Source organism: Massilia niabensis (genome assembly GCF_042655085.1).
GTDB lineage: Bacteria > Pseudomonadota > Gammaproteobacteria > Burkholderiales > Burkholderiaceae_D > Telluria > Telluria niabensis.
Genome location: NZ_JBHSMU010000015.1, coordinates 552,962 through 565,562 on the forward strand (window position 1 = coordinate 552,962; position 12,601 = coordinate 565,562).

Annotated in this window: 10 protein-coding genes; 4 read left to right on the top strand and 6 right to left on the bottom strand. The window is 63.6% G+C overall.

The features are described from left to right. Positions 1-2: 2 nt before the first annotated feature. Entirely contained in the window at positions 3-227 is a 225-nt protein-coding gene (locus ACFPN5_RS16895; protein WP_379784943.1) for a TIGR04438 family Trp-rich protein, read from the bottom strand. Positions 228-411: 184 nt separating this feature from the next. Here ACFPN5_RS16895 and ACFPN5_RS16900 point away from each other — a divergent pair, with 184 nt between their 5' ends. After that, complete coding sequence (locus ACFPN5_RS16900; protein ID WP_379784944.1) at positions 412-720, top strand: c-type cytochrome; 309 nt, start codon at positions 412-414, stop codon at positions 718-720. An 82-nt stretch (positions 721-802) separates the two neighbouring features. On the opposite strand, the gene ACFPN5_RS16905 is transcribed toward ACFPN5_RS16900, so the two are convergent. The 5 genes from ACFPN5_RS16905 to folD form a co-directional block, all read right to left on the bottom strand. Beyond that, on the bottom strand, positions 803-1,936 hold the full coding sequence (locus ACFPN5_RS16905) for a branched-chain amino acid ABC transporter substrate-binding protein (RefSeq protein WP_379784945.1): 1,134 nt from the start codon (positions 1,934-1,936) through the stop codon (positions 803-805). 133 nt (positions 1,937-2,069) lie between these two features. After that, the gene (locus ACFPN5_RS16910; protein ID WP_379784946.1) at positions 2,070-2,465 is read right to left on the bottom strand and encodes a hypothetical protein; all 396 of its coding nucleotides are present in this window, start codon (positions 2,463-2,465) and stop codon (positions 2,070-2,072) included. Further along, positions 2,462-2,887, bottom strand: a complete 426-nt coding sequence (locus ACFPN5_RS16915) for a DNA polymerase III subunit chi (RefSeq protein WP_379784947.1) — start codon at positions 2,885-2,887, stop codon at positions 2,462-2,464. Before ACFPN5_RS16915 ends, ACFPN5_RS16910 begins: the two co-directional genes overlap by 4 nt. A gap of 136 nt (positions 2,888-3,023) precedes the next feature. Further along, the gene (locus ACFPN5_RS16920; protein ID WP_379784948.1) at positions 3,024-5,129 is read right to left on the bottom strand and encodes a M3 family metallopeptidase; all 2,106 of its coding nucleotides are present in this window, start codon (positions 5,127-5,129) and stop codon (positions 3,024-3,026) included. A 59-nt stretch (positions 5,130-5,188) separates the two neighbouring features. Continuing rightward, a complete protein-coding gene (gene folD / locus ACFPN5_RS16925) occupies positions 5,189-6,097 on the bottom strand; it encodes a bifunctional methylenetetrahydrofolate dehydrogenase/methenyltetrahydrofolate cyclohydrolase FolD (RefSeq protein WP_379784949.1) in 909 nt (302 codons plus the stop codon). 472 nt (positions 6,098-6,569) lie between these two features. Here folD and aceE point away from each other — a divergent pair, with 472 nt between their 5' ends. The 3 genes from aceE to lpdA all read left to right on the top strand — a co-directional run bounded on the left by aceE (position 6,570) and on the right by lpdA (position 12,581). Continuing rightward, positions 6,570-9,263, top strand: a complete 2,694-nt coding sequence (gene aceE / locus ACFPN5_RS16930; protein WP_379784951.1) for a pyruvate dehydrogenase (acetyl-transferring), homodimeric type — start codon at positions 6,570-6,572, stop codon at positions 9,261-9,263. A gap of 93 nt (positions 9,264-9,356) precedes the next feature. Continuing rightward, a complete protein-coding gene (gene aceF, locus ACFPN5_RS16935; RefSeq protein WP_379784952.1) occupies positions 9,357-10,703 on the top strand; it encodes a dihydrolipoyllysine-residue acetyltransferase in 1,347 nt (448 codons plus the stop codon). Positions 10,704-10,715: 12 nt separating this feature from the next. Beyond that, the gene (lpdA, locus tag ACFPN5_RS16940) at positions 10,716-12,581 is read left to right on the top strand and encodes a dihydrolipoyl dehydrogenase (protein ID WP_379784953.1); all 1,866 of its coding nucleotides are present in this window, start codon (positions 10,716-10,718) and stop codon (positions 12,579-12,581) included. Positions 12,582-12,601: the final 20 nt, after the last annotated feature.

Consider the following 12,601-nt stretch of genomic DNA (forward strand, 5'->3'; position numbering starts at 1 on the left):
CTTTATTTACGTTTGTCGAAGGTGTTCTTCACGCGCGCCTGGCGGCGCTTTTCGTCTTCGTCGTGCGCTTTTTTCTTGTCCCAGCCAAGCATCGGTTCGATGTATTCGAACCAGGCGAAAGCGAACGCCATCAGGCCGACGATCCACCACCAGGACAGCTCGGCGAAGTGCCACACTTCAAAAAAGCGCAGGACAACCAGCGCGGCAATCAACAGGATCAAGGGCATGTTTTTCTCCAGAACCCGGCCATCTTACAAAGGATTTAGTGCTCTGTGGCAAAATAACGTGTCTGGTAAAGCCCTTAGTGGCAATGCCGCAACCAGAAAACGTAAGCGACGTTACAGAGTGTGACGGTGGGCATTCACTGTCGGGAAACGCGGTAGAATGCCATCATTACTTTTGGAGAGTGTCATGAAACGGTCCCTGATCTTGTGCGGTGTTTTGTCGGTCCTTGCCTCACCCGTCGCGTTCGCGCAGGCCGACCTCGCCAAAGCAAAGAATTGCATGGCTTGCCATGCCGTGTCGAACAAGGTGGTCGGCCCAGCCTACAAGGACGTGGCCGCCAAGTACGCCGGCCAAAAAGGCGCGGAAGACAAGCTGGTTGCGAAAGTCCTGAAGGGCGGCGCAGGCACCTGGGGTTCGGTGCCAATGCCGGCCAATCCGCAGGTGAGCGAAGCGGACGCGCGCAGCCTGGTCAAGTGGATCCTGGCCACCAAATAAATCTTCGCCCAGCAGGTTCGGGAGCGCAAAAAAAAGCGCGCCGGCGTAAAGCCAGGCGCGCTTTTTGTTTTATTAGGCCCGGTCAGCGGATGACGTCGAGCCTGGTGCGCTTGCCGCCCTTGTAGGTGTACAGGGTCAGCGCGCCATTGTTGATGTCGCCCGATGCGTCGAACTGAATCGGGCCGGTCACGCCCTTGTAATTGATCTTTTTCAGCTCGGGCAGGTATTTCATCGGCTCGGCCGATTTCGCCGCCTGCATCGCCGCCGCCATCACCATTACCGCGTCGTAGACGTAGGGCGCATACAGCTGCACCTCCTGCCCGGTCTTCTGCTTGAAGCGGGCGCGGAAGTCGGCCATGGCTTTTTCCTGCTCTGCGCCCGCCACGCCGCCTGCTTCCGCACAGATGACCTTGCCGTCGCCAACGGCGTCGCCGGCCAGGCGGCCCAGGGCTTCGGTACAGATGCCGTCACCGCCCATGAAGCGCGCGTTGATGCCGAGCGCCTTCATCTGCTTGAGCATCGGGCCGCCGACCGAATCCATCCCGCCGAAGAACACGAGATCGGGCTTTTTCGAGCGGATCGAAGTCAGGATCGCCGTGTAGTCGGTCGCCGTGGCGCTGGTGAACTCCTTGCCGACGATGCGCACCCCCGGTCCCTTGGCGCCCTTCAGGAACTCGGCGGCGACGCCCTGGCCGTAGGTGGTGCGGTCGTCGATGACGGCGATGTTCTTCACCTTCAGGTTATCGATCGCGTACTTGCCGAGGGTGCCGCCGAGCTTGGCGTCGTTCGCCACCACCCGGAACGCGCCGGGGAAGCGCTGCTTCGTGTACTGAGTGGCGGTGGTGGCCGGCGAGATCTGCGGGATGCCGGCGTCGTTGTAGATTTTCGACGCGGGCACCGAGGTGCCGGAATTGAGGTGGCCGATCACGCCTTTTACTTTCGCGTCGACCAGTTTCTGCGCCACGGCCGTGCCTTGCTTCGGGTCGGAGGCATCATCCTCGGCCAGCAGCTGCAAGGTCACCTTCTGGCCATTGATGGTGAAGCCTTTGGCATTGAGCTCGTCGATCGCCATGCGGGCGGCGAGTTCGTTGTCCTTGCCGAGGTGGGCGTTGGGGCCGGAAACGGGAGCGACGTGGCCGATCTTGACGATCTGCTGCGCACTCGCAGTGCCGGACACGGCCAGTGCGACGAAGAGGGTGATCCACTTGGTGCTCATGCGTTCTCCATTCGATGGTGGAGGCGACCGCCCATGAACCGCCGGCGTGCGCCGATTGCGATTTGTTACCCGGCAAAAGGTATAACAAATTCCGGGCGTGGGAAAGCGCTAAAGCGGGAGGTATGCGGGAGGCTTACTTTTGCACGGACGCGACCTGTTGCGCCACCATCTGCTCGACCGTCTGGCGCAGGCCGATATGGATCTGGTCGCTTGCCGAGGCGAGGGCATTGCGCACCACGGCCTCGAGTTGCGGCTGCAATTGCGCCAGGATGCGTTCAGCGATGCGCGCCACGAGTGTGTCCCAGTCGGGCTCTGCAATCGGCTCCGCAGTTGGCTTGATAGCGGCCGGCAGCGTTTCGCTCAGGGTCGGGATATCGTCTGCGGATTGGCTGGCCACGGGTTCGGCAGGCGCCGGCGCTGCCAGAGGCGTCTCGACCGGCTCAGCGGGCGCCGGCTCAGCAGGCGCCGGCTCCCGCACGACTTCAGTCAACACGGGAATGCTGCTGTCAAAGGCCGGATTCTGGTTCATGACTGTCCTGCGACGAAGTGGGTCAGGGGATAGGATTGCTTCTTGTAGGCGACATAGCGCTGGCGGCCAGCGGCGGCATCGCTCTCGTCAGTGGAGATGATCTCGAACACCCGCGCGAACCGGGCAAAGTTGCTCGGGGTGCGGCGCGTCAGGTTGACCAGCATGTCGTAGTGGGGCAGGGACGCCTCCTCGCTGCTGGTCACGATGATCGGGGTTTCTGGCGCCAGCGGATCGTCCGCCAGCACGTGCGGCAGGAAATCGGTGTCGGACAGGGTCCACAGGGCGTCGTTCAGCTTGGCGGCCTGCTCTGCGTCCTCGGCCAGCAGCACGATCTGGGCTTTGGCCGCATATGCCTTGCGCGCCAGGCGGCAGGCATAGGCGAGCTTGTCGGGGATATTGGTATGGAAGTCGATCCGGGTCATGGTACGGATTGTAATCCGGAGCGCTGCGCTTGGAGATGATTTCCGGCGCAATGCGCCGGAAATCAGATATTGCTGACACTGCTACTACTTATAACCCGCCTGACTATTACCAGCCCGGCTATTACCAGCCTGACTGTTACAGGCCTGCCGATCCCGCCGATTCGGCATTCATGCCGCTATGGCGCAGCAGCGCGTCGATCGACGGCTCGCGGCCACGGAAGGCCTTGAACGATTCCAGCGCCGGGCGCGAGCCGCCCATGGCCAGGATCTCGCGCTGGAAGCGCCGGCCGGTCTCGGCCGACAGTTCGCCACCGCCGGCCTCGACTGCTTCCTCGAAGGCCGCATACGCGTCCGCCGACAGCACCTCGGCCCACTTGTAGCTGTAGTAGCCGGCCGCATAGCCGCCGGCGAAGATGTGGCCGAACGAATGCTGGAAGCGGTTGAACGAAGGCGGGATCATGACCGAGAATTTGCTGCGCACCTCGTCGATCAGCTGCTGCACGGTCTGGGAGCTGGCAGGGTCGAAGTCGTAGTGCAGGTGCATGTCGACCAGGGAGAACTCGACCTGGCGCAGCGTCTGCATGCCTGACTGGAAGTTTTTCGCGGCCAGCATCTTGTCGTACAGCGCGCGCGGCAGCGGTTCGCCCGTCTTCACGTGCGCGGTCATGCCCTGCAACACGTCCCACTCCCAGCAGAAGTTTTCCATGAACTGGGACGGCAGCTCGACCGCATCCCACTCGACGCCCGAAATGCCCGACACCGACAGCTCCTCGACTTCGGTCAGCATGTGGTGCAGGCCGTGGCCGAACTCATGGAACAGGGTCGTCACTTCGTCGTGGGTGAACAGCGAAGGCTGGAGTTTGCCATCCACCGTTGCCGGCGGCGTGAAATTGCAGGTCAGGTAAGCCACCGGCGTCTGGACGATGCCCCCGGTCGTCATGCGGCGGCCGCGCGCGTCGTCCATCCACGCGCCCTGGCCCTTGCCGGCGCGCGCGTACAGGTCGAAATAGAACTGGCCCACCAGCTCGCCGTCGCGCTCGATGCGGTAGAAGCGTACGTCCGGGTGCCAGACGGGGGCGGTATCGGGCTGGATCCGTACCGAGAACAAGGATTGGACGACCTTGAACAGGCCTTCGATGACCTTCGGCTCCGGGAAGTATTCCTTCACTTCCTGCGCCGAGAAGGCATAGCGCTGTTCGCGCAGCTTTTCCGACGCGTAGGTCAGGTCCCAGGCCTGCAGGTCCTCGATCCCCAGCTCGTCCTTCGCAAAGGCGCGCAGCTCGGCCAGGTCCTTCTCGGCGAACGGACGCGCGCGGCGGGCCAGGTCTTCGAGGAAGCTGATGACGTGCTCCGGGCTCTCGGCCATTTTCGGCACCAAGGACACTTCAGCGAAGTTGCGGTAGTCGAGCAGCTTGGCTTCCTCGTCGCGCAGCCTCAAGAGAGTGGCGATGTTTGCCGTGTTGTCCCATTTCTCCAGCTCGGAAAAGACGCTGCCCATTTCCGAAGCCTTGGTGGCGCTGGCGCGGTAGATCGTCTCGCGCAGCTTGCGGCTGTCGGCGAACTGCAGCACCGGGAAATAGGACGGGAAGTGCAGCGTGAACTGCCAGCCGGCCTTGCCTTCGGCTTCCGCGGCGGCGCGGGCGGCGGCCTTTGCATCGTCCGGAATGCCAGCCAGCTCCGCCTCGTCTTCGATGAGGAGCTTGTAGTCGTTGGTCGCGTCGAGCACGTTTTCCGAGAAGCGCGTCGAGGTGGCCGCGTGCTGTTCCTGGATCGCGGCAAAGCGTTCCTTTTTCTCGGGCGGGAGTTCGGCGCCGCCCAGGCGGAAGTCGCGCAGGGCGTTTTCGACGATGCGCTTGCGCGCGTGCGACAGGCTGTCGTAGTCGGCGCCGGCGCGGATCGCCTTGTATTTGTCGAACAAGGCTTCGTTCTGGCCCAGCGTGGTCCAGAACTCGGTGATCTTCGGCTGGTTTTCGTTGTAGACCGCGCGCAGTTCCGGCGTGTCGGCCACATGGTTCAGGTGGTTGACGATGCCCCAGGCACGGCCCAGGCGCTCGGTCGCTTCCTCGAGCGGCACCACGAAGTTATCCCAGGTCACGGTGTCGCTTGGCGCTTCGAGCCTGGCGACCACTTCGGTCGCCTCCTTGATCAGCTGCTCGATGGCCGGCGTGACGTGTTCCGGGTGGAACGCATCAAAACGCGGCAAGCCGGAGAAATCGAGGAGGGGATTGCTGGTATTGGTCATCACTGATTCCTTCAAAGGGCTTCTGAAATCGATCTACTGGATCGATTTCACTCTCTCGATTAAGCGGTGCCTGGCACGGGCGCCATTCCCGACACCTGGCCCAGGCGTTCGTGATTCTTGCCGAGCACGCGGTCCGCGGACTCGACGGTATTCATCAACAGCATGGTGATCGTCATCGGGCCGACCCCGCCCGGCACCGGCGTGATGTGCGAAGCCACCTCGCGCACGCCGGCGAAGTCGACGTCGCCGCACAGCTTGCCGGCGTCGTCGCGGTTCATGCCGACGTCGATCACGATCGCGCCCGGTTTCACCATGTCGGCGGTGAGGGTGTTGCGGCGGCCCACGGCGGCGACGACGACATCGGCCTGGCGCGTGTACACGCCCAGGTCCGGTGTCGCGCTATGGCATATGGTCACGGTTGCGTTGGCTTGCAAGAGCAGCAGGGCCATTGGTTTGCCGACGGTGTTCGAGCGGCCGATGACGACGGCGTGCTTGCCGCGCAGGTCGACGCCGGTGCTTTCGATCAGCTTCATGCAGCCGTAAGGGGTACAGGGGCGGAAGCCCGGCAGGTTGGCGACCAGTTCGCCGGCCGACAGCACCGAATAACCGTCGACGTCCTTGGCTGTCGCGATCGCTTCGATCACCTTGCTCGAGTTGATGTGGCGCGGCAGCGGCATCTGGACCAGGATGCCGTGGATCGTCGGATCGTTGTTCAGGGCGTCGATGCGGGCGAGCAGGGCCGCCTCGGTGAGGTCGGCATCGTATTTCTCGAGTACCGAGTGAAAGCCCACGTCGGCGCAGGCCTTGACCTTGTTGCGCACATAGACCTGGCTGGCCGGATCTTCGCCGACCAGGATCACGGCAAGGCCCGGCTGCTGGCCGGCGGCGGTTAGTTTGGCGGCGCGCCCGGCGATTTCGGCACGCAGTTGCTGGGAAAGTTGGACTCCGTCGATCAGTTGGGCAGGCATGATGGCTTTAGTTAAGGCAAAGCCGGATTATAAAGCCGGATGCCCGAAGCTGCCGCCATGCCTCCCCATGCGGATTTGCCATTCAGGCTGCGTGGCCCCTTGCGGTGCCTGGAACCGACCAGCCCGAGCCCGGCGGCCAGCAGGCCCGGCGGCGGCGGCGCCAGCGACTGTTTGTTGATTTGGTCATCCTGATGATCGATCCATCGTCAAGAATGCATTGGCTGAAATGCAATTGCGCTATATTTTCGATGCTTGATCAATGTGCTTACCGCAAATATGCTGGGATTTAGCCACAACTACCCGTTCAGAATGTGTCTGTTTCATAATGTGAAATCATTTTCCGCATTTTGAAAAACGCAAATGTGCTGTTAGAATCGTCAGACTATTTAATGGTACTTTTAATCACCCAGCAAAAACGTCCGACAGCGATTCGAGCGAATCGGGTGGGGCACCAATCATAGGAGACGCATTAATGTCAGCTCAACTCGATCAGTTGACGGCCCAAGCCGCCAACGACCCGGACACGCTCGAAACCAAGGAATGGCTCGACGCGCTGGAAGCGGTCATCGAAAACGAAGGTACCGACCGCGCACACTACCTGATGGAGCGCCTGGTCGACCTGGCGCGCCGCCGTGGCGCCCACATCCCGTTCTCCAGCAACACCGCTTACGTCAACACGATTCCCGCCCACCTGAACGTCAACTGCCCGGGCAACCTCGAATACGAAGAGCGCCTGCGCTCCTGGATGCGCTGGAACGCGATGGCCATGGTCGTCAAGGCCAACCGCGCCGACGGCGACCTGGGCGGCCACATCTCGTCCTTCGCCTCGCTCGCCAACATGCTCGGCATCGGCTTCAACCACTTCTGGCACGCCCCGACCGAATCCCACGGCGGCGACCTGCTCTACATCCAGGGTCACAGCTCGCCTGGCATCTACGCGCGCGCCTACCTGGAAGGCCGCATCACCGAAGAGCAGATGCTGAACTTCCGCCGCGAAGTCGACGGCAAGGGCCTGTCGTCGTATCCGCACCCGAAACTGATGCCGGACTTCTGGCAGTTCCCGACCGTCTCGATGGGCCTGGGCCCGCTGATGGCGATCTACCAGGCGCGCTTCCTGAAGTACCTGCACGCCCGCGGCCTGGCCGACACCGCCAACCGCAAGGTCTGGGTCTTCTGCGGCGACGGCGAGATGGACGAGCCGGAATCGATGGGCGCGATCGGCATGGCCTCGCGCGAGCAGCTCGACAACCTGGTCATGGTCGTCAACTGCAACCTGCAGCGCCTGGACGGTCCGGTGCGCGGCAACGGCAAGATCATCCAGGAACTGGAAGCGGACTTCCGCGGCGCCGGCTGGAACGTCGTCAAGGTGGTCTGGGGCTCGCAGTGGGACGCCCTGCTGTCGAAGGACAAGGACGGCATCCTGCAGCGCGTGATGATGGAAACCGTCGACGGCGAGTACCAGAACTACAAGGCCAAGGATGGCGCCTACGTGCGCAAGCACTTCTTCGGCAAGCACCCTGAGCTGCTGAAGATGGTCGCCAACATGAGCGACGACGACATCTGGCGCCTGACCCGCGGCGGCCACGACCCGCACAAGATCTACGCGGCCTTCAAGAACGCGCAGGAAAACAAGGGCACCCCGACCGTCCTGCTGGTGAAGACCGTCAAGGGCTTCGGCATGGGCAAGTCGGGCGAGGCGCGCAACACCGCGCACCAGACCAAGAAGCTCGACGACGAGGCGATCCGCGAGATGCGCGACCGCTTCAATATCCCGATCCCGGACGACAAGCTGGCCGAGATCCCGTTCTTCAAGCCGTCCGACGATTCGCCGGAAATGAAGTACCTGCACGAGCGCCGCCAGGCCCTCGGCGGCTACCTGCCGCAGCGCCGCCAGAAGGCCGACGAGGAACTGGTCGTGCCGCCGCTGTCGTCGTTCAAGGCCGTGCTGGAACCGACCGCCGCCGGCCGCGAAATCTCGACCACGCAGTCGTACGTCCGCGTCATCACCAGCCTGCTCAAAGACCAGAGCCTGGGCCAGCGCATCGTGCCGATCCTGGTCGACGAATCGCGTACCTTCGGCATGGAAGGCCTGTTCCGCCAGATCGGCATCTTCAACCAGCAGGGCCAGTTGTACGAGCCGGTGGATAAAGACCAGGTCATGTACTACCGCGAAGACAAGGCCGGCCAGATCCTGCAAGAGGGTATCAACGAAGCGGGTGGCATGAGCTCGTGGATCGCCGCGGCGACCTCGTACTCGTCGAACAACCGCACGATGATTCCGTTCTACACGTTCTACTCGATGTTCGGCATGCAGCGCGTGGGCGACCTGGTCTGGCTGGCGGGCGACATCCGTGCGCGCGGCTTCCTGATGGGCGGCACGGCGGGACGCACGACCCTGAACGGCGAAGGCCTGCAGCACGAAGACGGCCACAGCCACATCATCGCAGCGACGGTGCCGAACTGCCTGCCGTACGATCCGACCTTCGGCCACGAAGTGGCGGTGATCATCCAGGACGGCCTGCGCCGGATGGTGACGGAACAGGAAGACGTGTTCTATTACATCACCATCATGAACGAGAACTACGAGCAGCCGGGCCTGAAAGCGGGCCAGGAAGAGGGCATCCTGAAGGGCATGTACCTGTTCCAGGCAGGCGAGCAGGCGGAGCACCGCGTCCAGCTGATCGGTTGCGGCACCATCCTGCGCGAGTCGATCTTCGCCGCCGAACTGCTGAAGAACGACTGGGGCATCGCGGCCGACATCTGGTCCGCTCCGTCGCTGACGCTGCTGGCGCGCGATGGCCAGGATTGCGAGCGCTGGAACATGGTCAACCCGACCGCCCCGCAACGCACGCCTTACGTGACCTCGCTGATGCAGGTAACGACCGGCCCGATCATCGCGACGACCGACTACATGCGCCTGTTCGCCGAGCAGATCCGCGGCTACATGCCGAAGGGCCGCACCTACAAAGTGCTCGGCACCGATGGTTTCGGCCGCTCGGATTCGCGTGTGAAGCTGCGTGAGTTCTTCGAGGTGAACCGCTACTACGTCACCGTCGCCGCGCTGCGCGCGCTGGCCGACGAAGGCAAGATCGACATGTCGATCGTCGCGCAGGCCATCGAGAAGTACGGCATCGACGCGAACAAGCCGAATCCTGTGACCCAGTAATGTGAGTGAGTGATAGTTCGCCGTTGCTCCGCCCCTCGGGGCGGGCAACGGCTGTCAATCTGCACCCATACAAAAAATAACGGAGCTAACACTATGAGCATTGTGGAAGTCAAAGTCCCGGATATCGGCGACTTCAAGGAAGTCGAAGTCATCGAACTGATGGTCAAGCCGGGCGACACGATCAAGGTCGACCAGTCGCTGGTGACCGTCGAGTCGGACAAGGCCAGCATGGAAATCCCGTCCAGCCATGCGGGCGTCGTCAAGGAAATCAAGATCAAGGTCGGCGACAAGGTCGCCGAAGGTTCGTTGGTGCTGCTGCTCGAAGAAGCCGCTGGTGGCGCTGCCGCTGCCGCTGCTCCTGCGCCGGCTGCCGAAGCTGCACCGGCTGCTCCGGCCCCGGCACCTGCTGCCGCGCCTGCAGCCGCCGCTCCTGCACCTGCACCTGCCGCTGCACCAGCTCCTGCTCCTGCCGCCGCGCCGGCGCCAGCCGCAGCGCCTGCGGGCGACGCCTCGAAGGCCCACGCATCGCCATCGATCCGCAAGTTCGCCCGCGAACTGGGCGTCGACCTGTCGCGCGTGCCGGGCACCGGCCCGAAGAACCGCGTCACCCAGCTCGACGTGCAGAACTTCGTCAAGGGCGTGATGGCAGCGCCTGCAGCTGCCGCCGCGCCAGCGAAGGGCGGTTCCGGCGTCGGCCTCGACCTGCTGCCATGGCCGTCGCTCGACTTCTCGAAGTTCGGCCCGACCGAACTGCTGCCGCTGTCGCGCATCAAGAAGATCAGTGGTCCGAACCTGCACCGCAACTGGGTCATGATCCCGCACGTGACGACCTTCGACGAAGCGGACGTGACGGACCTGGAACAGTTCCGCGTCGATTCGAACGCCGCGCTGGCCAAGCAGAAGTCGACGGTGAAACTGACCATGCTGGCCTTCGTCATCAAGGCCAGCGTCGCCGCGCTGAAGAAATTCCCGCAGTTCAATGCATCGCTCAGCGAAGACGGCGCCAGCCTGATCCTGAAGCAGTACTACAACATCGGCTTCGCGGCCGACACCCCGAACGGCCTGGTAGTCCCGGTCGTGAAGGATGCGGACAAGAAGACCGTGTCGCAGATCGCCACCGAAATGGGTGAGCTCTCCGCACAGGCACGCGACGGCAAATTGAGCCCGGCGAACATGCAGGGCGCGACCTTCACGATTTCGTCGCTCGGCGGCATCGGTGGCACGGCCTTCACGCCGATCATCAATGCACCGGAACTGGCGATCCTCGGCCTGTCGAAGTCGGCCATGAAGCCGGTGTGGGATGGTTCGGCCTTCCAGCCGCGCCTGATGCTGCCGCTGTCGCTGTCCTACGACCACCGCGTCATCGATGGCGCCGGCGCCGCACGCTTCGCCGCCTACCTGGCCGACGTGCTGGCCGACCTGCGCAAGACCCTTCTGTAAGGAGCGCCGAGAATGAGCACTGTTGAAGTAAAAGTCCCGAACATCGGCGATTTCAAGGACGTCGAGATTATCGAACTGATGGTCAAGCCCGGCGACACGATCAAGGTTGACCAGTCGCTGGTCACCGTGGAGTCGGACAAGGCCTCGATGGAGATTCCATCGACCCACGCCGGCGTGGTCAAGGAGCTGAAGGTTGCGGTCGGCGACAAGGTGAACGAAGGTTCGCTGCTGTTGATGATCGAAGAGAGCGGTGCCGGTGCATCCGCTGCTCCCGCCGCTGCTCCCGCTCCTGCCGCTGCTCCTGCGGCGGCGCCTGCCGCGCAGATCGGCGCGCAGGCTGTCGCGCCGACCGCTGCGGCCGGCCCGACCGATTCGTATGCACCGGCGCACCCGGCCAACGCCGCCGCCCCTGGCGCGGTGCCGGCACCAGCCGCATCGAGCTACAGCGGCCAGGTCGACGTCGAGTGCGAAATGATGGTGCTGGGCGCCGGTCCTGGCGGCTATTCCGCCGCCTTCCGCTCGGCCGACCTCGGCATGAACACGGTGCTGGTCGAGAAGTACGCGACCCTCGGCGGCGTCTGCCTGAACGTGGGCTGCATCCCGTCGAAAGCCCTGCTGCACGTGGCGCATATCATGGACGAGACCGCGCACATGGGCGACCTCGGCGTCAGTTTTGCCGCGCCAAGCGTGGACATCGACAAGCTGCGCGCCTACAAGGACGGCGTCATCAAGAAGATGACGGGCGGCCTGGCCGGCATGTCGAAGGCGCGCAAGGTGACGGTGGTGCAGGGCGTGGGCCAGTTCCTCAGCCCGAACCACATCGAAGTCACCGGCCCGGACGGCGCCAAGAAGGTCGTGAAGTTCGCGAAAGCGATCATCGCCGCCGGCTCCTCGGTCGTGAAGCTGCCATTCGTGCCGGAAGACCCGCGCATCGTCGATTCGACCGGCGCGCTGGAACTGCGCCAGGTGCCGAAGAAGATGCTGGTCATCGGCGGCGGCATCATCGGCCTCGAGATGGCAACCGTCTACTCGACGCTGGGTGCGCGCATCGACGTCGTCGAAATGATGGACGGCCTGATGCAGGGCGCGGACCGCGACGCGGTCAAGGTCTGGCAGAAGTTCAACGAGAAGCGCTTCGACAAGATCATGTTGAAGACCAAGACCGTTGGTGTGGAAGCACTGCCCGAAGGTATCAAGGTCAGCTTCGAGTCGGCCGAAGCCGGCGTCGCAGCACCGGAACCGCAGCTGTACGACATGGTCCTGGTGGCCGTCGGCCGCAGCCCGAACGGCAAGAAGATCGCGGCCGACAAGGCCGGCGTGGCAGTGACCGACCGCGGCTTCATCGGCGTGGACGGCCAGATGCGCACCAACGTGCCGCACATCTTCGCCATCGGCGACCTGGTCGGCCAGCCGATGCTGGCCCACAAGGCGGTGCACGAAGCGCACGTGGCAGCGGAAGCGGCGCACGGCGAGAAGGCCTATTTCGACGCCAAAGTCATCCCGTCGGTGGCCTACACCGATCCGGAAGTGGCATGGGCCGGCCTGACCGAAGAGGAAGCCAAGCAGCAGGGCATCAAGGTCGAGAAAGGCCACTTCCCTTGGGCCGCATCCGGCCGCGCCGTGGCTAACGGCCGCGACGAAGGCTTCACCAAGCTGCTGTTCAACGTCGAGACCGGCCGCATCATCGGCGGCGCGATCGTCGGCACGAATGCCGGCGACATGATCGGCGAAGTCGCGCTGGCGATCGAGATGGGCGCCGACGGCGTCGACATCGGCAAGACGATCCACCCGCATCCGACGCTGGGCGAGTCGATCGGCATGGCGGCGGAAGTCTACAAGGGCGTCTGCACCGACCTGCCGCCACCGCGCAAGCGCTGAGCTGTAGGAGCGCAGTAGCA